The organism is Serratia sp. S4 (assembly GCF_000347995.1).
GTDB lineage: Bacteria > Pseudomonadota > Gammaproteobacteria > Enterobacterales > Enterobacteriaceae > Serratia > Serratia quinivorans.
On sequence record NZ_KB661120.1, the window covers coordinates 864,611 to 886,675 of the forward strand.

The 22,065-nt window shown below is 54.1% G+C and carries 22 protein-coding genes; 17 read left to right on the forward strand and 5 right to left on the reverse strand.

Annotated elements, in window-relative coordinates; genetic code table 11:
• Positions 1–63 precede the first annotated feature (63 nt).
• Positions 64–381, forward strand: a complete 318-nt coding sequence (locus tag SERS4_RS0104600; protein ID WP_012005269.1) for a DUF3561 family protein — start codon at positions 64–66, stop codon at positions 379–381.
• A gap of 52 nt (positions 382–433) precedes the next feature.
• On the opposite strand, the gene SERS4_RS0104605 is transcribed toward SERS4_RS0104600, so the two are convergent.
• From SERS4_RS0104605 to SERS4_RS0104615, 3 genes are all read right to left on the reverse strand, one after another.
• The gene (locus SERS4_RS0104605; protein WP_017891645.1) at positions 434–1,156 is read right to left on the reverse strand and encodes an amino acid ABC transporter ATP-binding protein; all 723 of its coding nucleotides are present in this window, start codon (positions 1,154–1,156) and stop codon (positions 434–436) included.
• Entirely contained in the window at positions 1,140–1,859 is a 720-nt protein-coding gene (locus SERS4_RS0104610) for an amino acid ABC transporter permease (protein WP_051071220.1), read from the reverse strand. The genes SERS4_RS0104605 and SERS4_RS0104610 overlap by 17 nt, the downstream gene beginning before the upstream one ends.
• A 116-nt stretch (positions 1,860–1,975) precedes the next feature.
• A complete protein-coding gene (locus SERS4_RS0104615; protein ID WP_012005272.1) occupies positions 1,976–2,746 on the reverse strand; it encodes a basic amino acid ABC transporter substrate-binding protein in 771 nt (256 codons plus the stop codon).
• Between the two features lie 406 nt (positions 2,747–3,152).
• Between SERS4_RS0104615 and ftsB the strand changes: the two genes are divergently transcribed.
• From ftsB to rpoS, 8 genes are all read left to right on the forward strand, one after another.
• Positions 3,153–3,473: a cell division protein FtsB gene (gene ftsB / locus SERS4_RS0104620; protein ID WP_012005273.1), complete on the forward strand. Its 321-nt coding sequence runs from the start codon at positions 3,153–3,155 to the stop codon at positions 3,471–3,473.
• A gap of 3 nt (positions 3,474–3,476) precedes the next feature.
• A complete protein-coding gene (ispD, locus tag SERS4_RS0104625; RefSeq protein WP_012005274.1) occupies positions 3,477–4,184 on the forward strand; it encodes a 2-C-methyl-D-erythritol 4-phosphate cytidylyltransferase in 708 nt (235 codons plus the stop codon).
• 10 nt (positions 4,185–4,194) lie between these two features.
• The gene (ispF, locus tag SERS4_RS0104630; RefSeq protein WP_012005275.1) at positions 4,195–4,668 is read left to right on the forward strand and encodes a 2-C-methyl-D-erythritol 2,4-cyclodiphosphate synthase; all 474 of its coding nucleotides are present in this window, start codon (positions 4,195–4,197) and stop codon (positions 4,666–4,668) included.
• A gap of 4 nt (positions 4,669–4,672) precedes the next feature.
• Positions 4,673–5,719, forward strand: coding sequence for a tRNA pseudouridine(13) synthase TruD (gene truD / locus SERS4_RS0104635; RefSeq protein WP_017891648.1), 1,047 nt, complete (start codon positions 4,673–4,675; stop codon positions 5,717–5,719).
• Between the two features lie 271 nt (positions 5,720–5,990).
• On the forward strand, positions 5,991–6,752 hold the full coding sequence (gene surE, locus SERS4_RS0104640) for a 5'/3'-nucleotidase SurE (protein ID WP_012005277.1): 762 nt from the start codon (positions 5,991–5,993) through the stop codon (positions 6,750–6,752).
• On the forward strand, positions 6,746–7,372 hold the full coding sequence (locus SERS4_RS0104645; RefSeq protein ID WP_012005278.1) for a protein-L-isoaspartate(D-aspartate) O-methyltransferase: 627 nt from the start codon (positions 6,746–6,748) through the stop codon (positions 7,370–7,372). The genes surE and SERS4_RS0104645 overlap by 7 nt, the downstream gene beginning before the upstream one ends.
• A 324-nt stretch (positions 7,373–7,696) precedes the next feature.
• Positions 7,697–8,683, forward strand: a complete 987-nt coding sequence (gene nlpD / locus SERS4_RS0104650; protein WP_012005279.1) for a murein hydrolase activator NlpD — start codon at positions 7,697–7,699, stop codon at positions 8,681–8,683.
• Between the two features lie 53 nt (positions 8,684–8,736).
• Complete coding sequence (gene rpoS / locus SERS4_RS0104655) at positions 8,737–9,735, forward strand: RNA polymerase sigma factor RpoS (protein WP_012005280.1); 999 nt, start codon at positions 8,737–8,739, stop codon at positions 9,733–9,735.
• Between the two features lie 80 nt (positions 9,736–9,815).
• On the opposite strand, the gene mutS is transcribed toward rpoS, so the two are convergent.
• The gene (gene mutS, locus SERS4_RS0104660) at positions 9,816–12,371 is read right to left on the reverse strand and encodes a DNA mismatch repair protein MutS (RefSeq protein WP_017891650.1); all 2,556 of its coding nucleotides are present in this window, start codon (positions 12,369–12,371) and stop codon (positions 9,816–9,818) included.
• Between the two features lie 829 nt (positions 12,372–13,200).
• Here mutS and SERS4_RS0104665 point away from each other — a divergent pair.
• The 5 genes from SERS4_RS0104665 (at position 13,201) to chbG (ending at position 18,104) form a co-directional block, all read left to right on the forward strand.
• Positions 13,201–13,518, forward strand: coding sequence for a PTS sugar transporter subunit IIB (locus SERS4_RS0104665; protein ID WP_020825274.1), 318 nt, complete (start codon positions 13,201–13,203; stop codon positions 13,516–13,518).
• 11 nt (positions 13,519–13,529) lie between these two features.
• The gene (chbC, locus tag SERS4_RS0104670; protein WP_012005283.1) at positions 13,530–14,891 is read left to right on the forward strand and encodes a PTS N,N'-diacetylchitobiose transporter subunit IIC; all 1,362 of its coding nucleotides are present in this window, start codon (positions 13,530–13,532) and stop codon (positions 14,889–14,891) included.
• 49 nt (positions 14,892–14,940) lie between these two features.
• Positions 14,941–16,326, forward strand: coding sequence for a glycoside hydrolase family 1 protein (locus SERS4_RS0104675; protein WP_017891652.1), 1,386 nt, complete (start codon positions 14,941–14,943; stop codon positions 16,324–16,326).
• Positions 16,326–17,189, forward strand: a complete 864-nt coding sequence (chbR, locus tag SERS4_RS0104680; protein WP_012005285.1) for a transcriptional regulator ChbR — start codon at positions 16,326–16,328, stop codon at positions 17,187–17,189. The genes SERS4_RS0104675 and chbR overlap by 1 nt, the downstream gene beginning before the upstream one ends.
• A 153-nt stretch (positions 17,190–17,342) precedes the next feature.
• Complete coding sequence (gene chbG / locus SERS4_RS0104685; protein WP_017891653.1) at positions 17,343–18,104, forward strand: chitin disaccharide deacetylase; 762 nt, start codon at positions 17,343–17,345, stop codon at positions 18,102–18,104.
• A gap of 30 nt (positions 18,105–18,134) precedes the next feature.
• On the opposite strand, the gene SERS4_RS0104690 is transcribed toward chbG, so the two are convergent.
• Entirely contained in the window at positions 18,135–19,529 is a 1,395-nt protein-coding gene (locus SERS4_RS0104690; RefSeq protein WP_017891654.1) for an MFS transporter, read from the reverse strand.
• A gap of 250 nt (positions 19,530–19,779) precedes the next feature.
• Here SERS4_RS0104690 and pncC point away from each other — a divergent pair, with 250 nt between their 5' ends.
• The 3 genes from pncC (at position 19,780) to recX (ending at position 22,013) form a co-directional block, all read left to right on the forward strand.
• The gene (gene pncC / locus SERS4_RS0104695) at positions 19,780–20,268 is read left to right on the forward strand and encodes a nicotinamide-nucleotide amidase (protein ID WP_012005288.1); all 489 of its coding nucleotides are present in this window, start codon (positions 19,780–19,782) and stop codon (positions 20,266–20,268) included.
• A gap of 112 nt (positions 20,269–20,380) precedes the next feature.
• Positions 20,381–21,442 (forward strand): recombinase RecA, encoded by a 1,062-nt coding sequence (recA, locus tag SERS4_RS0104700; protein ID WP_012005289.1) that lies wholly within the window; start codon positions 20,381–20,383, stop codon positions 21,440–21,442.
• A gap of 64 nt (positions 21,443–21,506) precedes the next feature.
• Positions 21,507–22,013, forward strand: coding sequence for a recombination regulator RecX (recX, locus tag SERS4_RS0104705; RefSeq protein ID WP_017891655.1), 507 nt, complete (start codon positions 21,507–21,509; stop codon positions 22,011–22,013).
• Positions 22,014–22,065: the final 52 nt, after the last annotated feature.

A 22,065-nucleotide genomic window follows, 5' to 3' on the forward strand; every position in this document is an offset into this window, starting at 1 on the left:
TTTGCGCCATACGCTTTTTACGCTAAGCCCGCCGGAGAGCGTGCCGAATAACCAGGGATCACTATGCAAAATGTCTCGCCTATCTTGATTGACTCAAACCAGGAAAAAGAGGAACCCTCTTATTCTTTCCTGGGCGGCGTCTGCGGCTTTGTTTTCTACTGGCTGGCGTTCGCGGTGCCTTTTGTGGTCTACGGTTCCAACACGCTCTTCTTCCTGCTCTACACCTGGCCGTTCTTCCTGGCCCTGATGCCGGTATCGGTACTGATTGGCATCACGCTTAGCATGCTGTTGCGTGGTCGCCTGATCCTGACGCTGCTGCTGACCGGCGCTATCGTGCTGTGTCTGTTCTGGCTGGTATTCAGTTTTCTCACCGGCTGGTGAGAGAGTGGGCGCAGTTGCCTGCGCCCGAAGCATTGCAAAGCCGTGCCGAAGGTTACAAAACTTTGCTTAGAAAAGCCTGAGTGCGCGGGTTGGTCGGATTGCTGAAAATCTGCTGCGGTGTGCCTTCTTCCTGAATGATCCCCTGATCGATAAACAACACCCGATCGGCCACTTCACGGGCAAAGCCCATCTCGTGGGTCACCACCACCATGGTCATACCTTCGTGTGCCAATGACTTCATCACCGCCAGCACTTCGCCGACCAACTCGGGATCAAGTGCTGAGGTGGGTTCGTCGAACAACATGATTTTTGGCTCCATCGCCAGCGCCCGGGCAATGGCCACCCGTTGTTGCTGGCCGCCGGACAGGCTGCTGGGATAGGCGTCTATCTTGTCCAACAGACCCACTTTGCGTAACAGCGCTTCTGCACGCAGGATGGCGTCGGCACGCGACAGTTTTTTCACCCCCATCGGCGCCATAATGATGTTCTCCAGCACCGTCATATGCGGGAACAGATTAAAGCGCTGAAACACCATCCCCACGCTTTCACGCATTTTATTGAGATCGGTTTTCTGGCTGTGAATGGCGAAACCGTTGACCAGAACTTCGCCGCCGGAGAGCGTCTCCAGCGCGTTGATACAGCGCAGAAAGGTACTTTTGCCGGAACCGGACGGGCCAATGACGCAGACCACTTCGTTGGCCGCGATCTCGCAGGAGATACCACGCAGTACGTGGCTTTCGCCGAATTGTTTTTGCAGGTTATGTACGCGAATCACTTTTCCCGAACCTCTTTTCCATGTGTTGCACCATCAGCGAAAGCAGGAAGGTGAGGACCCAATAGACCAGCGAAATGGTCAGGTAAGGCTCCCAATAGGTGGCATAAGCGCCGGAAACCGTCCGGGCGGCATAGGCCAAATCGGCCAGACCGATGGCGGAGGCCAGTGAGGAATCCTTGACGATGGCAATGGCGTTATTGCCCAGCGGTGGCAGCATGCGACGGAATGCCTGCGGCAGGATCACTTTGCGCATGGTTTTGCCGTAGCCCATGCCCAGCGAGCGCGAAGCTTCCATCTGGCCGCGATCGATTGACTGAATACCGGCGCGGAAAATTTCCGAAACGTAGGCGCCGGCGTTGAGCGTAATCGCCACCACACAGGAGAGAAATGCGCCATAGTCGGAGCGCAATGCACGGGCGAAATCACTGCTCATCAGGCCGTTGGTGACCAGCAGGCCGTCACGCGGGTTAATAAACAGCGGCACCAGGGCGAAGTGCACCACCATGATCTGCACGAACAGCGGCGTGCCGCGGAAGGCGCTGATATAAATGCGCACCGGCCACTGTACGCCGTAATGCAGTATTGGTTTCCAGACTCCATGCGGCGCTTGCGCCAGACGGCCTAACCCCAGGAGCAGCCCCCAGGTGGTGCCCAGTATCACGCAGATAATGGTGCATTTGATGGTCATCCAGGCGCCTTCCATAAACAGCGGGGCATATTCCTGGATAATCTCCCAACGGAAATTCAATGGGTGTTCCTTCTCGGTATTCTCTCGATAGTGTTGCTCCGGAGCTCGTGCGAGCTCCGGTCACTTAAGGCTTATTCGGCAGGCAGTGTCGGAACGTTGCTGTCAAACCAGGTCTGGTAAATTTTGGCGTAGGTGCCGTCGGCGATGATTTTCTTCAGGCCGGCGTTGATTTTACCGCGTAGTTCATCGTTGCCTTTGGCAACAGCAATGCCGAAATACTGACGTTCGAATTTGGCGTCTGACACCAATTTGAACTCTTTTTCCGGGTGGGTTTTTATGTAGAACTTGGCTACGCCAACGTCGCCTACGGCTGCGCCGATGCCGTCTTCGTACAACTCCTGCAGCAGCAGCGGGGTATTGTCGAAACGTTTGATAGCGGTGCTGTTTTTACCCAGCACGTCGGATACCACGATGTCGCCGGTGCTGGAGTTCACCACGCCAACTTTCAGCGCTTTCAGCGCGGCAATAGAGTTCACTTGAGAGTCTTTGGGAACCACGATGGTCTGCTCCGCCGGGAAGTAAGGCGCAGAGAAATCAACCATTTGCTTGCGTTTATCGGTGATGGTGATGCCGGAAATAATGATGTCGCGATCGCCGGAGTTCAGCGTGGCAAAGATGCCTTCCCACGGTGTATTTACCAGCTTGACCTGGAAGCCTTCGGCCTTGGCGACGGCCTTGATGATATCAATATCAAAGCCTTCCAGCTGTTTGCTGCTGTTTTCGAATTCGAATGGACGATAGGTGCCGCCGGAGCCGACGACGTAAGTGGGTTCTGCCGCCAGAGCAGAAGCCGACAGGGTGGCGGCCAGGCAGGCGCCAATCAGAATTATGCGTTTTAACATCACTATCCCCGATAATTAAAAGTTATTCATTGGATTTATTTATGCACTATGTGTGCATAAAAATAACCTTCAATGAATAAAAATACAACTCCTACCTGATGGTGTGATTTTTAATGGTGATAAATATGCACTTTTCTATTGTGATTGGCGGAAGCGTTGGTGAAACTGCGGTGCAGCCAGTTTTTCTTGCTGCATAACCGATATAAACATTGAGTGAGGGAATGTGAAGCTGTCGATCGGTGACTTATCGGATGAAAGTGCTTTTTTTTGCCGCTTTCGGCGCGAATTTAGGTTATAAACTCAAGAAATTCTCATCCTACTCTGAATTTGGCGGTGAAATGCCGTTCCCAGTGTGGAGTCCAACGAAAAGTTGTGGGATGATTAGGCGGTTTTTCAGGGGGCGGAGATGGGAAAACTTACGCTGTTATTGCTGGCATTGCTCGGTTGGTTACAGTATTCACTGTGGCTGGGCAAAAATGGTGTTCACGATTACGTGCGGGTCAATGATGACGTTGCGGTCCAACAGGGCAGCAATGCTAAATTGAAAGCGCGTAACGATCAGCTGTTCGCCGAAATCGACGATTTGAACGGCGGTCAGGAAGCGATCGAAGAGCGTGCGCGCAATGAACTGAGCATGATCAAGCCCGGTGAGACTTTCTATCGTCTGGTTCCTGACCAATCCAGACGCAACGCGGCGTCCTCCTCGCAAAATAACCTACAAAAGTAACGCATGAATCACTCCGCAGGAACCTTTCCACCGGTGATTGCCGTCCTGCCCGCTGCCGGTATCGGCAGCCGTATGCAGGCGGATTGCCCGAAGCAGTATTTAACCATCGGCCACCAAACCATTCTCGAGCACGCGATCCATGCGCTATTGCGCCATCCGCGTATTCCGCAGGTGATTGTGGCGATCGGTCCCGATGACCAGCAGTTCCACCAGTTACCGATTGCCAAAGATCCCCGCGTGCGGGTCACCGTCGGCGGTCAGCAACGCGCCGATTCGGTGATGGCCGGGTTGCAACTGGCCGGCGAGGCCAAATGGGTGCTGGTACACGACGCGGCAAGGCCCTGCCTGCATGCCGAAGATCTGGAACGTTTGCTGGCGATCACCGAACACAGCGAGGTAGGGGGCATTTTGGCCGCGCCGGTGCGTGATACCATGAAACGTGCCGAACCTGGTCGCAGTACTATCTCACACACCGTTGAACGCCAGGATCTGTGGCATGCGTTAACTCCGCAACTGTTCCCGCTGGCGTTGCTCAAGCTCTGCCTGCAGCGAGCGATGGATGACGGTGCGACGGTCACCGATGAGGCTTCTGCCCTGGAGCATTGTGGCTATCATCCGCTGCTGGTCAGTGGACGCTCGGACAATATTAAAGTCACGCGCCCGGAAGATTTGGCGCTGGCGGCCTTTTACTTAACTCAGTTGGACAATTAAGGAGCGCATCATGCGTATCGGTCACGGTTTTGACGTACATAAATTTGGTGGCGAAGGGCCGCTGGTGATCGGTGGTGTTCGTATCCCTTATGAAAAAGGTTTGCTGGCTCACTCCGACGGTGACGTGGCGCTGCATGCGGCGACCGATGCTCTGTTGGGGGCGGCGGCGTTAGGGGATATCGGCAAGCTGTTCCCGGATACCGACCCGGCATTCAAAGGGGCCGACAGCCGCGTTCTGCTGCGTGAGGCCTGGAAACGCATCCGCGCCAAAGGCTATCGTCTGGGGAATCTGGATATCACCATTATTGCCCAGGCCCCTAAAATGGCGCCGCATATCCCGCAAATGCGCGTATTCCTGGCGGAAGATCTGCAATGCCATATGGACGACGTCAACGTTAAGGCTACCACCACCGAACAGCTCGGTTTCACCGGGCGCGGCGAGGGCATTGCCTGCGAAGCGGTTGCCTTGTTGATCAAGGAATAAACGCATGGATATGGCTAATCTGACCTGGCTGCATGGCCAGCCACAGAGCACCGGCGTGTTGAAAGCCAACCCGGAAGATTTTGTGGTGGTGGAAGACCTGGGCTTTGAGCCGGACGGCGAAGGCGAACATGTGCTGGTGAACATCCGCAAGAACGGCTGTAACACTCAGTTTGTCGCCGATTATTTGGCGCGCTTTGCCGGTATTCACGCCCGTTCTGTCAGTTACGCGGGTCTGAAAGATCGCCATGCGGTGACCGAACAATGGTTCTGCCTGCATCTACCGGGCAAAGAGACACCTGATTTTACTCAGTTTTCACTGGAAGGCTGCGAAGTGCTGGCTAGCGCCCGCCACCTGCGCAAAATGCGTATAGGCACGCTAAAAGGCAATGCTTTCACTCTGGTGCTGCGTCATATTTCCGACCGTCAGGATGTCGAACCGCGGCTGCAGGCGATTGCGGCCGGCGGCGTGCCAAACTATTTTGGCAGCCAGCGCTTTGGTCGCGGCGGTAATAACCTGGTGATGGCGCGCCGTTGGGCAAATGATGAAATCCGGGTTAAAGAACGCAGCAAGCGCAGTTTTTATCTTTCTGCCAGCCGCAGTGCGCTGTTTAATTTGATTGCCAGCCGACGCTTGGCCAACCAGCAACAACATACCGTGCTGGAAGGTGATGCCTTACAGCTCAGTGGGCGTGGCAGTTGGTTTGTCGCCAAGCCGGAAGAGCTGGAAGCGCTGCAACAGCGGCTGGATGCCGGCGAACTGATGATTACCGCTCCTTTGCCGGGTGACGGCGAACCCGGTACCGCCGGTGAAGCACTGAGTTTTGAACAGCAGTGCTTGCTGGAGCAACCGGAACTGATGGCGCTTTTAAAGCGTGAGCGTGTTGATCCGGCCCGCCGTGCGTTGCTGTTACAGCCAAAAAACATGCAGTGGGAATGGTGGGATGATGCCACCGTTGAACTGCGTTTTTGGCTGCCGGCCGGCAGTTTCGCCACCAGCGTGGTGCGCGAAATTATGCGGCAGGACAGTAGTGATGCGGATATTAGTGAGTAATAATTAAAAACCTGCTTATGCAGGTTTTTTTTCGTCTGGAGCATGACGACGTAACGAGGTGTGTTTGCCCAACTGCGGTTTTCGGTGCTAACACGAAGCCTGGAAGCAGCGCGAAAAATCGTCTTTTCCCTTGGTGACTGGACATGTCGGGGGGAGTAAACATAATATCTGCTGGTTAAGTCCCTCCTTTTGGGCGTTGATTTCGAGTATTTAAATACCAGGCCGCGTTAAAGGCGTTCTGATTGAGAGATAAAAAAGAAGACAATCTTTTATGCGGATATTGCTGAGTAATGACGACGGCGTGACCGCCCCGGGCATCCAGGTGCTGGCGGCGGCATTGAGAGAGTTCGCCGAAGTGCAAGTTGTAGCGCCCGATCGTAACCGCAGTGGTTCTTCCAATGCGCTGACGCTGGAATCTCCATTGCGCACCCTGACGATGCCCAATGGAGATATCGCCGTACAGCAGGGAACGCCGACAGACTGCGTGTATCTGGGAGTGAATGCCCTGATGCAGCCTGCGCCGGATATCGTGGTTTCCGGCATCAATGCGGGCCCCAATCTGGGCGATGACGTTATCTATTCCGGCACTGTGGCTGCTGCCATGGAAGGACGCCATTTGGGATTGCCTGCGCTGGCCGTGTCGTTGAACGGCCATCAGCATTATGCGACCGCCGCGGCGATCACCTGCCGGGTGCTGCGTGCGTTACAGCGCGAACCGTTGCGAACCGGTAAAATTCTGAATATCAACGTGCCGGATTTGCCGCTGGACCAGATTAAGGGCATTCGTGTGACCCGCTGTGGTAGTCGCCATCCGGCTGACAAAGTGTTCTGCCAACAAGATCCGCGTGGGCAAAATCTCTATTGGATTGGGCCGCCTGGTGATAAGTTTGATGCCGGGCCGGACACGGATTTCGCTGCGGTAGAACAGGGTTATGTGGCCATCACGCCACTGCAGGTGGATTTAACCGCTTATGCAGCCCAGGACGTGGTAAAAACGTGGTTAACCAAAGCAGGGGTTGGCGGGGAATGGTGAACAAGCGTATGCAAACATTGCTGACGCAGCTGCGTCAACAGGGGATCCGGGACGAACGGTTGCTACAGGCGATCGAAGCAGTGCCGCGTGAACGCTTTGTTGATGAGGCACTTGAACACAAGGCTTATGAGAATACTGCGTTACCTATTGGCTCCGGCCAAACTATCTCTCAACCTTATATGGTTGCACGCATGACCGAACTGCTGAATCTGACGCCAACCTCCAGAGTATTGGAGATCGGCACCGGTTCTGGCTATCAAACCGCTATCCTGGCGCATCTGGTACAGCATGTTTGTTCCGTTGAACGTATTAAGGGGCTGCAATGGCAGGCCAAGCGGCGGCTGAAACAACTTGATCTTCACAATGTTTCCACTCGTCATGGCGATGGCTGGCAGGGTTGGGCATCGCGAGGGCCGTTTGATGCCATCATTGTCACGGCAGCGCCGCCGGAGATCCCTCCGGCGCTGATGGAGCAGTTGGACGACGGTGGCATTCTGGTGTTACCTGTCGGTGAGCAGGCCCAAACTCTGAAGTATATTCGGCGACAGGGAAGCGAGTTTGTTATCGATACCGTCGAAGCGGTGCGTTTTGTTCCCCTGGTGAAGGGTGAACTGGCCTAGCGATTGTCTGAATTTTCGACAGGAAACGAAATCTGTTGCACTTTCATCACCTCCGGTTAATGTTTTAACGTTTCAATAAAACTAATTTTCAATACAATTGCCTTTCTGCGTAGTTGTCTTATGGTGCAGCAGCGCTAATGTGGTTAGCATTGGCGCGCTGTTTTGAGGCTCCGGCATGAGATTTCCTGACGTTCAGGGATCGGCCGTGGGCACCTTTCAGGGTAGAAATCGAGAGAATGTTAAAAGCTCAGCTACCATGTAAAGGGTATTTGGATATATCGCTGATATTGCTGTCATGGGGGAAGCATGAGCACGGGAAGCCCAATGATTACATTACGCCGGGTTGCGGTGTGTACGATGGTAAGTTTGTGGTTGGCAGGTTGTACGAACACTGAATCGACATCGGCCCCTATTAGTAGCGTGGACGGTGGCGGAGCCGCCGCATCCAGCAACGCTGGAGCGCAGGCTAACGCTGAAGGGCACATTGTTTACAACCGCAGTTACACTTCGATCCCCAAAGGGAGCTACAGCGGCAATACCTACACGGTTAAGCGCGGAGACACGCTGTTTTACATCGCCTGGATCACCGGAAACGATTACCGTGACCTGGCCCAGCGCAACAATATCCCTGAGCCATACAGCCTGAATGTGGGCCAAAGCATTCAGCTTGGTAATGGTTCCGCCAACGGAAACGGCGGTATGCTGGCGGCAACAGACGCGACCAGCGGTGGCGTTCCTAAGCCACCATCGACCTCTCAGATACAAACTGCAACGGTTGATTCTCCATCAACTAACGCGTATTCTGATAATTCGGGTAAACAGAATGTAGGTAAGATGTTACCTGCAGCAGGCGCAGTGGCGGCAACTACCGCAACAGCCCCTGTTACCGCACCGGTCGTTGCTCCACCAGTGAGCAGCACCGTCAGCAACAGCGCCCCAGTAAGTACCTGGAGATGGCCGACTGACGGTAAGATTATTGATAACTTTTCCTCATCAGAAGGTGGGAATAAAGGTGTCGATATCGCCGGGACTCGTGGGCAGCCTATCTTCGCTACCGCCGATGGTCGTGTAGTGTACGCAGGCAACGCTTTACGGGGTTACGGTAATCTAATCATCATCAAACACAATGATGATTACCTGAGCGCCTACGCTCACAACGACACAATGCTGGTCCGGGAACAACAAGAAGTGAAGGCGGGTCAAAAAATAGCCACCATGGGTAGCACCGGAACCAGTTCAGTACGTTTGCATTTTGAAATTCGTTACAAGGGGAAATCCGTAAACCCGCTGCGTTATCTTCCGCAGCGATAGATTGGGCAGAATACGCTGTATTCTGCTCGCGGTATCACGGGTAGGAGCAGCATATGAGCCAAAATACGCTGAAAGTTAACGAGTTACATGACGATGCGGATTTCGACGAGAACGCAACGGAAGCGGAATCATTCGACGAAAAAGCACTGGTTGAAGAAGAGGCCAGTGAGAGTGATCTAGCGGAAGAAGAGTTGTTGTCACAAGGCGTGACCCAACGCGTATTGGATGCGACGCAGCTCTATCTTGGCGAAATCGGTTATTCTCCGCTGCTGACCGCAGAGGAAGAAGTTTATTTTGCACGGCGTGCACTGCGCGGTGACGTGCCGTCCCGCCGCCGAATGATTGAAAGTAACCTGCGGTTGGTGGTGAAAATCGCCCGCCGTTACAGCAATCGCGGCCTGGCGCTGCTGGATCTGATTGAAGAGGGTAACCTCGGTCTGATCCGCGCAGTGGAAAAGTTTGACCCAGAACGCGGCTTCCGTTTCTCGACTTACGCAACCTGGTGGATCCGGCAGACGATTGAACGGGCGATCATGAACCAAACCCGTACTATCCGTTTGCCTATCCACATTGTTAAAGAACTGAATGTCTATTTGCGCACCGCGCGCGAGCTTTCTCATAAACTGGATCATGAGCCGAGCGCTGAAGAGATTGCAGAGCAACTCGACAAGCCGGTCGATGACGTCAGCCGTATGTTGCGCCTGAATGAACGTATCACTTCTGTCGATACGCCATTGGGTGGAGATTCGGAGAAAGCCTTGTTGGATATTCTGGCCGACGAGAAAGACAACGGACCGGAAGACACCACGCAAGACGATGACATGAAACAGAGCATCGTTAAATGGTTGTTCGAACTGAACGCCAAACAGCGTGAAGTGCTGGCGCGTCGTTTTGGCCTGCTGGGCTACGAAGCGGCAACGCTTGAAGATGTGGGTCGTGAAATTGGCCTGACTCGCGAGCGAGTACGTCAGATCCAGGTTGAAGGTTTACGCCGTCTGCGTGAAATTCTGCAAATGCAAGGCCTGAGCATTGAGGCACTGTTCCGCGAGTAACCCAGGCAGTTGAATCGCATCAAAATAAAAACGGTGAGCACTATGCTCACCGTTTTTTTATGCCTGCGGCCTGCGAAGGGTCAGACCATATTCTTCAGGCGATAAATCCACTCCAGCGCCTGACGAGGTGACAGTGAGTCCGGATCCAGTGCCTCGAGCGCTTCAACCGCCGGTGAGGTTTCCTCATTCAGCAGCGTCATCTGGGTGGCATCAACGGTACCCGTCGCGGTATGGCTGGATATCGCCTCCAGCTCGCGCAGTTTTTGGCGCGCGCGTTTGATCACCTCACGTGGCACGCCTGCCAGAGCGGCCACCGCCAGGCCATAGCTCTTGCTGGCGGCACCGTCCTGTACGCTGTGCATAAAGGCGATAGTGTCGCCGTGCTCCAGCGCGTCCAGATGCACGTTGACCACGCCTTCCATTTTCTCCGGCAGGGTGGTCAGCTCAAAGTAATGGGTGGCGAACAGCGTCATGGCTTTAATGCGGCTGGCCAGGTTCTCGGCGCAGGCCCAGGCCAGAGAGAGACCGTCGTAGGTTGAGGTACCGCGGCCAATTTCATCCATCAGCACCAGGCTGTTTTCGGTGGCATTGTGCAGGATATTGGCGGTTTCAGTCATCTCTACCATAAAGGTAGAACGGCCGGAGGCCAGATCGTCCGCCGCGCCCACGCGGGTAAAGATTCGGTCTACCGGGCCGATGACCGCCTTGCTCGCCGGCACGTAGCTGCCGATGTGTGCCATCAGTACGATCAGCGCCGTTTGGCGCATATAGGTACTTTTACCGCCCATATTAGGGCCAGTAATGATCAACATCCGCCGCTGAGGCGACAGCGATAGCGGGTTGGAAATAAACGGCTCGCTCAGTACCTGTTCGACCACCGGATGGCGGCCCTCAGTGATGCGAACACCGGGCTGTTCGCTGATGGTTGGGCAGGCGTAGTTGAGTGTTTCTGCACGTTCAGCCAGGTTGGCCAGCACGTCCAGCTCGGCCAATGCAGCGGCACTTTGCTGTAGATCGCCCAGGTGCGGCAACAGTAAATCGAACAACTCTTCGTACAGACCCTTCTCGATCGCCAGCGCTTTCCCTTTTGAAGTCAATACTTTGTCTTCATACTCTTTCAATTCGGGAATGATGTAGCGTTCGGCGTTTTTCAGCGTCTGACGGCGCACGTAGTGGATCGGTACCAGGTGGCTCTGCCCACGGCTGACTTGAATGTAATAGCCATGCACGCCATTGAAGCCGACCTTCAACGTATCCAGCCCCAGCTTTTCACGCTCGCGGATCTCAAGACGGTCGAGGTAGTCGGTGGCTCCATCGGCCAGTGCGCGCCATTCATCCAGCTCGCTATTGTAGCCGGGAGCGATAACGCCGCCGTCGCGTACCAATACCGGTGGGGCTTCGACCACTGCGCGTTCTAGCAAGTCTTGCAGCTCATCAAACTGACCGATCTGTGACAGTAGCTGTTGCACATACGGGGTTTCTACCCCTTTCAGTAACGCGTGGATATCCGGCAACTGTTGGAAAGCATGACGCATACGGGCCAGATCGCGTGGACGGGCACTGCGTAATGCCAGACGGGCCAATATGCGTTCCAGATCGCCTACCTGACGCAGCGAAGGTTGCAGGTCGCTATACAGATCCTGCAGGGAGCCGATCGCCTGCTGACGGTTATTCAATACCTTGATGTCACGGGTCGGCATATGCAGCCAGCGTTTAAGCATACGGCTACCCATCGCCGTCACGCTGCGGTCGAGGATGGCCGCCAGGGTATTTTCGCTGCCGCCGGACAGGTTCTGGGTCAGCTCAAGGTTACGCCGTGTGGCGGCATCCATGATAATGCCATCCTGCTGGCGCTCCATGGTGATGCCACGGATATGCGGTAATGAGGTGCGTTGAGTATCTTTAACATATTGCAGCAGACAACCGGCGGCGCGCAGTGCCTGATGGGCCTGTTCAACGCCGAAACCGGTCAGATCGCGGGTGCCGAACTGCAGATTCAGCTGTTGGCGCGCAGTCTCGGGTTCAAACTCCCACAGTGGGCGACGACGCAGGCCATGGCGCTGTTCAATCAGCGACATCTGTTCAAAGGTTTCGGGGTAAAGCAGCTCGGCAGGATTGGTGCGCTGCAACTCTGCCGCCATGGTTTCGATATCTGCCGGTTCGGCCACGCGGAAACGACCTGAGCTAATGTCCAGCGTGGCGTAGCCAAAGCCGCGTGCATCCTGCCAGATTGCCGCCAGCAGGTTGTCCTGACGTTCTTGCAGCAGGGCTTCGTCGGTGATGGTGCCTGGCGTGACGATGCGCACTACTTTGCGTTCCACCGGGCCTTTACTGGTGGCCGGATCGCCGATTTGTTCGCATAGGGCGACGGATTCACCGAGTTGCACCAGCTTGGCCAGATAGTTCTCGACCGCATGGTGAGGGACGCCGGCCATCGGAATGGGCTCGCCCGCTGAGGCACCGCGTTTGGTCAGCGAGATATCCAGCAGTTGGGAAGCGCGTTTGGCATCGTCATAGAACAGCTCGTAAAAGTCGCCCATGCGGTAGAACAGCAGGATCTCGGGGTGCTGTGCCTTGAGGCGCAGATACTGCTGCATCATTGGCGTGTGTGAATCGAGCTTATCGGTACTATTCATAAGATTACTGTTTCCAATCCATTGAATTTAAAGTTGGTTGTGATGTTGATTGTCATCATTAGGGTTCACGCCGCGGCACAAAAAAACCACTCGATAGAGCAGTGGTTGACGGCGGTAAGGATCAATAAGCCCTTAATACTGTCGCTATACTAGCCCAGCGGGCAATCGGCTGTCACAGGTAAAAATGGGAAGCTTTACGCAAAGTCGATTTGTAAGACGGGGGAGAGCGTTGCACAGGTTAATCTTGGGGGATACAGCGCTGCGTTGCAGATGTCATTAGTGGGCAATCAAAGCAGTGTGTTACTCCAATCAGGCGATCTGTCCCGAAGAGTAACCCAGCCCTGCCTGAGCCTGACCTGTCAAAGCCTGGCCCCCAAAACTTCTTCCATTTACCACTTCTTTTCCAACCCCCGGATCGTCATATCTTGCTGAAGCGCGCTAATCAAGGGCGAACGATTTTATGCTCATCAATCGACCGATGGATGACCCCGCGCACAGAATTATCCATAAATACTCCGCATGTTTATAACTTACTGTTTATAATTGTTATTTGTTTGTTTTTGACGAATTAGTTCAGTAATTTAAGGTTATTTGCGAGACAGGTCACACTATTTTTTTATGCGAAATGTGAAGAGGGTCAATCAGGAAGGTCAAGCAGAGACGGTTCTTGCTGGCGATGGCTTACCGATCCGCTTCACTGCCTCCGTATACTGTCTGTAACCAGGGCAAAGTAACGGAAATTTTCATAAGGAATGTGCGTGAGGCAATGGCTATTGCATCTGGCAAACAAATGACACGGGGCTTGTTTGATTATCTTGAGGGATTGGGTATGGAAAAGAAAAAAATCTATCTGTTTTGTTCTGCTGGTATGTCGACTTCCCTGCTGGTTTCAAAAATGAAAGCACAGGCCGAGAAGTACGAAGTGCCGGTGATCATTGCCGCCTATCCTGAGGCGTTGGCCGCAGAAAAGGGTGCCGAGGCAGATTTGATTCTGCTCGGGCCACAGATTGCCTACACGCTGGCCGAAGTGCAAAAGCAGTTACCCAACAAGCCCGTTGAAGTGATCGACTCTGCCTTATACGGCAAGCTCGATGGCCTGGGCGTGTTGAAGGCCGCAGTCGCCACCATAAAAAAAGCTAACCAATAAAGGGGTCTGCCGTGAATACGTTAATTGCCTCGTTGGAAAAGGTCATTCTGCCCTTTGCCGTGAAAATTGGTAAACAGCCCCATGTTAATGCCATCAAAAACGGGTTCATTCGCTTGATGCCGCTGACGTTGACCGGGGCGATGTTCGTTCTGATCAACAACGTGTTTCTTAGCTTCGGCGAAGGCTCGTTCTTCTTTTCAATGGGGGTGCGGCTGGATGCGTCTACCATTGAGACGTTGAATGGCCTGAAGGCCATCGGTGGCAGCGTTTATAACGGCACCCTGGGGATTATGTCCCTGATGACGCCCTTTTTTATCAGTATGGCTTTGGCTGAAGAGCGCAAAGTCGACCCGTTGGCCGCAGCGCTGCTGGCGGTTGCCGCCTTTATGACCGTGACCCCGTTCAGCGTCGGTGAGGCTTATGCCGTAGGTGCTAACTGGCTGGGTGGCGCCAACATCATTTCCGGTATGGTGATCGGCCTGGTGGTGGCGGAGATGTTCACCTTTGTGGTTCGCCGCAACTGGGTGATCAGCCTGCCGGACAGCGTACCTTCTTCAGTGTCACGTTCGTTCTCGGCCTTGATCCCCGGCTTTCTTATCCTGTCGATCATGGGCGTACTGGCCTATTGTCTGACGCTGTGGGGCACCAACTTCCACCAAATCATCATGGACAGCATCTCGGCACCGCTGGCAAAAATGGGCAGCGTAGTGGGCTGGGTGTATGTGATGTTCTCCTCTCTGCTGTGGTTCTTCGGGGTACATGGTTCAATGGCGTTGGCCGCATTGGACAGCGGTATCATGACGCCATTCGCACTGGAGAACGTCGAGCTGTATAACAAGTACGGTTCTGTCGAAGCCGCGGTGGCTGCGGGTAAAGAGTTCCACATGTGGGCGAAGCCGTTCGTTGACTCCTACATCTATCTGGGCGGGACGGGTTCGACGCTGGGGCTGATTATTGCCATCTTTATCGCTTCACGCCGTGAAGATTATCGTCAGGTCGCCAAGCTGGCGACGCCGTCGGGCATCTTCCAGATCAACGAACCCATCCTGTTTGGTCTGCCGGTGATTATGAACCCGGTGATGTTTATTCCGTTTATTCTGGTTCAGCCGGTACTGACGATTATTACCACGGTGGCTTATTACACCGGGCTGATCCCGCCAATCACCAATATTGCGCCATGGACCATGCCGGTGGGGCTGGGGGCGTTCTTCAACACTAACGGCAGTATCGTTGCCATGTTGCTGAGCTTCTTCAACCTGGGCGTCGCGACCTTGATTTACCTGCCGTTCGTGATGATCTCCAACAAGGCGCAGAGCCAGATTGATCAGGCAACGGAAAGCGAAGAAGACATCGCCAAAGCGTTGAAATTCTAACTGCAGTCTGGGGCAGCAATCCGCTGCCCCGGTTTTAGAGGGGCTTCTGATGAAATATCAATTTGCTGACGATTTCTGGTGGGGAAGCGCCACCTCGGCACCCCAGTCGGAAGGGGCTGCCGCACGGGATGGCAAAAGCCAGAACATCTTCGACTACTGGTATGAGATTGCACCAGAACGTTTTCATCATCAGGTCGGCCCGTCCGAGACCTCCACGTTTTATGACAACTTCCAGCAAGATATCCTGCTGTTAAAAAACCTTGGGCATAATACCTTCAGAACCTCTATCTCTTGGTCGCGGTTGATCCCGGATGGGGATGGCGAAGTGAATCCGAAAGCGGTGGCTTTCTATAATGCGCTGATCGACAGCCTGTTGGCTCAGGGCATCACGCCATTTATCAATCTTTACCATTTCGATATGCCGCTGTGTATGCAGCAACAGGGGGGCTGGGAAAGCCGGGCGGTGGTTGATGCCTACGCGCGTTATGCCAAAACCTGCTTCAGCCTGTTCGGTGACAGAGTCAGCCATTGGTTCACCTTTAATGAGCCGATTGTCCCGGTCGAAGCCGGGTATCTGAACGACCTGCATTATCCTTGTGTCATTGATTTCAAAAGGGCAATTACAGTGGCTTACCACAGCGTGTTGGCCCATGCCAAAGCGGTGAGCGAGTTCAGGGCGCTGGGGAACCAGGGTGCTATCGGCATTATTTTGAACCTGAGTCCGACCTATCCTCGTTCGGACAGCCAGGAAGATGGCGTGGCGGCTCACTATGCGGATCTGTTGCTGAATAAAAGCTTCCTCGATCCGGTGACCAAAGGGCGTTATCCGGACGATTTGGTGAATTTACTACGGGCCAATGATTTGTTGCCGCAGACAGCAGCGGAAGACGTGCAGCTGATTGCCGATGGGGTGGTGGATATTCTGGGCGTGAATTACTATCAACCGCGCAGGGTCAAAGCAAAAGAAGGTTATCAGGCCAGCGACCCGGTAACGATGCCGGAAGACCTGTTCAGCTATTACGCCATGCCGGGCCGCAAGATTAACCCGCACCGCGGCTGGGAAATCTATGAAAAAGGCCTGTATGACATCCTGATGGATCTGAAGGAAAACTACGGCAACATTCCCTGCTATATTTCAGAAAACGGTATGGGCGTGGAGGGCGAAGAGGCCTTCATCGGTGCCAGTGGGCGGGTAGAGGACGATTATCGAATCGACTTTATTCGTGACCATCTGAAATGGTTGCATCAGGCGTTGTCCGAGGGCTCCAACTGTAAGGGCTACCATCTATGGACCTTTATTGACTGCTGGTCCTGGCTCAATGCCTACAAGAATCGCTACGGGTTGGTCCGGCTGGAGCGGGATAGCCAGCAACGTACGATTAAAAAGAGCGGCTATTGGTTTGCCGAGACGGCCAGGCAAAACGGTTTTGATTAATGGGAGCGCGCGCGGTGTCTGACAACCTGGTTTCGCTGAATACCAACGACGTTAAGCTGATTCGGGAGCAGGATTTTTTTAACTGCAAAGATTTCCATCTGTTTATCTATAACAAGGTGGAGAGCGCCACCGGGCTGCATCAGCATGACTATTATGAATTCACTATCGTCCTGAGCGGCAAATGCTATCAGGAGATCAACGGTAAGCGGGTGCTGCTGGAGCGGGGGGACTTTGTGTTTATCCCCATTGGCTCGCGTCACCAGAGCTTCTATGAGTTCGGCGCCGCGAAAATCTTTAACGTGGCGGTCGGCAAGGTTTTCTTTGAAGAAAACTACCTGCAGCAGTTGCCTCGCTGCTTTGTCGCCTCTCAGGCCTATAGCCTGAAGAATGAGTTTCTGGCTTATATCGAGTCGGTGGTAGGTTCCCCACAATTCCGTGAGGATGATTTTGCCGAGTTTCTGGAAACGCTGACCTTTTATATCATCAGCCGCATTCGTCATTATAAAGAAGAGAGTGGCGAGGGGGATGATATACCTCAGTGGCTGAAGAACACCCTGGCCGGCATGCATGATAAAGCGATGTTTGGTGAAAAGGCGTTGCTCAATATGGTTGAGCTGTCGGGTAAAACCCAGGAGTACCTGACCCGGGCAATGCGGCGTTATTACCATAAAACGCCGATGCAGGTGATTAATGAAATCCGCATTAATTTCGCCAAAACCCAGCTTGAGGTCACCAACTATTCGGTCTCGGATATTGCTTTTGATTCGGGCTATGGCGACGTGAGCCTGTTTATTAAAAACTTTAAAAGACTCACTGAAGTGACGCCGGGTAATTACCGAAAAAAGTTCTACGGCCCTATTTAGGGCCGCTCCCGATAAGCATTAACGCCGATATTCCGAATACCTTTCAGGCCGCCAATAGCCTGATGAGATAAATTTCTTTGCTTAAGCGAAGGGGAATTGCCGTACCTGACGGACGGTATTCCCTTGCCAAAAATTTGTTAAATGGATGCCAAAATGGAAAAGTTACTGATAGTGAATGCTGACGATTTTGGTCTGAGCAAGGGCCAGAATTATGGCGTTATCGAGGCGTATCACTACGGGGTTGTCTCTTCAACCACTGCCATGGTCAATAGCGTGGATGTACACCATGCCGCCAGGCTCAGCCAGCTCTATTCCGGGCTGCAGATTGGCCTGCACTTTGTGCTGACCCACGGGAAGCCCCTGACTGCCATGTCGTCGCTGGTCAACGAACGTGGGGAATTGGGCAAGTGGTTATGGGAAAGGGCTGAGTCCGCGCAGTTGGATCTGGATGAAATTCACGACGAGTTGGTGAGTCAATATGACAAATTCGTCGCGGTGTTCGGTAAAGCGCCGACGCATATCGACAGCCATCATCACGTGCACATGTTGCCGCAGATTTATCCGCTGGTGGAGGCTTTTGCCAAGTCAAAATCCCTGCCGTTGCGCATAGGTCGCGAGGAGGTTGAACGGCAAGGCATTCCACTGAGCTATGGCCACAGCACCGAATGGTTTGATGCGGGCTTTTATGGTGAGGAAATATCCGAGGCGCTGTTTTTACAGGTGCTTGAGCGCACCGATCAACGCGGCGCCCGGTCGGTGGAGATGATGTGCCACCCGGCGTTTCTGGATAACACTATTTTGGCGAGCAAGTATTGCTATCCACGGCTGGCCGAAGTGGACGTGTTGACTTCGCCGGGGCTTAAAATCGCGATCGCGGAACGCGGTTACCGCCTGGGTTCTTTCCTCGATCTGTAACAGGTACAACCTGATATAAATATGGCCCGCTTAAAGCATCGAGTGGGCCTTCTTCAGCCCGGTATCCTCATCAGGATCGGCCCCCTGCGGGATGGCCGCTTCGGCTTCGTCTTCCCCCGACGTTTCACTGACCTGTGGTTCTACCGGATCAGGCGCCGCCTCCGGTGGTGGCATGGTGTCGTGGATTATCTGCTCATCGAAGGTTGGGTTCAGCGCCGGAGAAAGCGGGGAACTGGTCAGGCTGTCAGGCAGCGGAATATGTGGCAATGGCGCATCCTGCGCAAACTGCGACTCGTCCTGTTTTACCGTCCGACTGAAGCCCACCAGCAACACGCCGCAAAGCGAGAAGAAGGCATACAGAATATTGCCGCCTAACGGTTCAATCAGTGAACCGACCGCCAATGGGCCGATACTGGCACCGACACCGAAGGCCATCAGCAAACAGGCGGCGAGGGATACGCGCCGTTCCGGTTCGATCAAATCGTTCGCCAGGGCGACCACCAGCGGATACAGCGTGAACTGCAACATGCTGACGATAAAGCCCACCACCAGCAACACCGGAAAATCAATGTGCGGCACCAGCGCCAGCGGCAGGGAAGCGACGATCAATAAAATGGCGTTAATGCGCATCAGCAGCGTTCGGTTATAGCGGTCCGACAGCCAACTGAGTGGGAACTGCGCCACCAGCCCGGCGAAGATGGCTATCGCCATAAACAGGCCGGTTTGCTGGGTGGTCAGCGATTGCAGACTTGCGTACACCGGTGCCAAACCATAGAAAGATCCCACCACCATGCCGATCACCAGCGTGGTGGCCAGCACCTTGGGAATGGCCCCGATAAAGTAGCGCAGCTCCATAGGAGCTGGTGACATATGCCGTGCGTTGGTGCGGGTGGTAAGGGCGATAGGTACCAGGCAGAGTGCAAAGCACAGGGCGATCAGCAGCAGGGTGGTAATGCCGAGATTGCTCTGTAGCATTAACACCACCTGACCCAATGACATACCCAGATAGGTGGCCGCCATATAAAAGCCGAAAACCGTTCCGCGCTGATTGGATTCCGCCTGATCGTTCAGCCAGCTTTCCAGCACCATGAATTGACACATCATGCACATGCCGATAATCAGCCGCAGCACCACCCACACGGGGATATATTCAGTCAGGCCATGCCCCAACACCGCCGCGGTGATAATGCCGGCGCAGGAAACGTAGGCGCGGATATGGCCGACGCGGGCAATCAGAAAATGCCCGACCTTGCCGCCGATCACCAGGCCGATGTAGTTGGCGGCAATAATCGCGCCGATCAGCGCACCGGTCACGTGGATAGAGGTTAAACGCAGGGAGATGTAAGTGGTGAGCAACCCTGAACCCAGCAGCATCAGCAGGGTGGTGGTATACAACGGAAAGAAGACGCCTAACGTTTTTTTCACTCTATCATCCTAATCTTTTATCCTGGTTTGCCATGGGGTTGACCCTGCCGGCGGCAAAGGCAACCCGGTGAGATCCCTCGTGCAAAACACCGCCCGTTAACCCGGGCGTTACATTTGATACTAGCAGTTTGGTTTGCCGCTTAACACCGCCTCGCCTGCGAAGCGGCGCGCATTTGTGTCAACGCACGCTCGGGCAAGCTTGATAAATGCTACTATCGGGCGCATATACCTGATTCGCTAAGGAGAGGTTATGAGTGAAAATCAACTGCGTAAACTCAGCATTGCGGTGGGCGAAAAACTGAAGGCCAACGGCCAGTGGATCACCTGTGCGGAATCCTGCACCGGTGGCGGCATCGCCAAAGCCATCACCGACATTGCCGGGAGTTCTGCCTATTTCGATCGCGGCTTTGTCACCTACAGCAATACGGCGAAACATGAGTTGCTGGGCGTGGCGGAGGCGACTCTGACGGCCCATGGCGCAGTGAGCGAAGAGGTGGTGCGCGAGATGGCCCAGGGGGCGTTACACGCAGCACGTGCCAGCCTGGCGCTGTCGGTCAGCGGCATTGCCGGGCCGGACGGCGGCAGTGCGGAAAAACCGGTGGGCACCGTCTGGTTTGGCTTTGCCGACGGCTCTGGACGGGTACTGGCGCACAGGAAGCAATTTGCCGGCGATCGTGATGCCGTGCGGCTTCAGGCGACGATTTTTGCGCTGCAAACCGCGCTTGATGATTTTTTGTAAAATTAGGCTTGATACTGTATGACCATACAGTATAATTAGTGACATTTCCTGCACAACATACAATCAGTGGCAGTGTGGGGTAACACCGACATTGCGTAACGAAGGAGCAAAAATGGCTATTGATGAGAACAAGCAAAAGGCGCTAGCTGCGGCACTGGGCCAGATTGAGAAACAGTTCGGCAAAGGCTCCATCATGCGTCTGGGTGAAGACCGTTCTATGGACGTAGAAACGATCTCTACCGGCTCACTGTCACTGGACATCGCATTGGGTGCGGGCGGCCTGCCAATGGGTCGTATCGTTGAAATTTATGGCCCGGAGTCTTCCGGTAAAACTACCCTGACGCTGCAGGTTATCGCTGCGGCACAGCGCGAAGGTAAAACCTGTGCGTTTATCGATGCCGAGCATGCGCTGGATCCGATTTATGCGAAAAAGCTGGGTGTTGATATCGACAACCTGCTGTGTTCGCAGCCGGACACCGGTGAGCAAGCGCTGGAAATCTGTGATGCCTTGACCCGCTCTGGCGCGGTCGACGTGATCATCGTTGACTCCGTAGCGGCGCTGACGCCAAAAGCGGAAATCGAAGGTGAAATTGGTGACTCACACATGGGCCTGGCGGCGCGTATGATGAGCCAGGCGATGCGTAAGCTGGCCGGTAACCTGAAAAACGCCAACACGCTGCTGATCTTCATCAACCAGATCCGTATGAAAATCGGTGTGATGTTTGGTAACCCTGAAACCACCACCGGTGGTAACGCACTGAAATTCTACGCTTCTGTCCGTCTGGATATCCGCCGTATCGGCGCGGTTAAAGAAGGCGATGAAGTGGTCGGCAGCGAAACCCGCGTAAAAGTGGTAAAAAACAAAATCGCTGCGCCGTTCAAACAGGCCGAGTTCCAAATCCTGTACGGTGAAGGTATCAACAGCCGTGGCGAATTGGTCGATCTGGGCGTTAAGCACAAGATGATCGAGAAAGCCGGCGCCTGGTACAGCTACAACGGCGATAAAATCGGTCAGGGTAAGGCCAACGCCTGTAACTTCCTGAAAGAAAACCCGGCGGTTGCTGCCGAGTTGGATAAACGACTGCGTGACCTGCTGCTGCACAGCAACGGCGAACTGGTTGCTGCAACCAACGAAGGCTTCGACGACGAAGCTGAAACCAGCGAAGAGTTTTAATCGCTGCTGGCGTTCGTGGACATCGTTATAGGTTCACGAACGTCAACTAAATCAGGCTTGAAAAATGAATGACTTGCTAAGCCGCGCCATGCGCCTGCTGTCGCAACGCGATCATAGTGAAGCTGAACTGCGCCGCAAACTTGCGGCGCAGCCATTTATGGCGAAAGCCAGATTTGGCACCAAAACTCCCTCGTCCTCCGCTCCGCAGCCTGAAGAACCCGTCGACCCTGCCGTTATAGAACAGGTTATTGCCTATTGTTACCAGCATAACTGGCTGGACGATCAACGCTTTGCCCGCAGTTATATTGGTAGCCGCAGCCGTAAAGGCTATGGCGCGCAGCGGATCCGCTCCGAATTGATGCAAAAAGGTGTGGATAAGGAATTGACGCAGGCGGCGCTGGCGGACTGCGAGATTGACTGGTGTGAACAGGCCAAACAGGTGGCGCAGCGTAAATTTGGCGATCAACTGCCAACGGACTGGAAAGAGAAAGCCAAAGTGCAGCGTTATCTGCTCTATCGTGGCTTCTTCCAGGAAGAAATTCAGTCAATTTACCGTGATTTTGCGCAATGAACGCACACGGGGTTTTACTTCCCCTTGAAGAAAATTTATCTTATCCCCACTT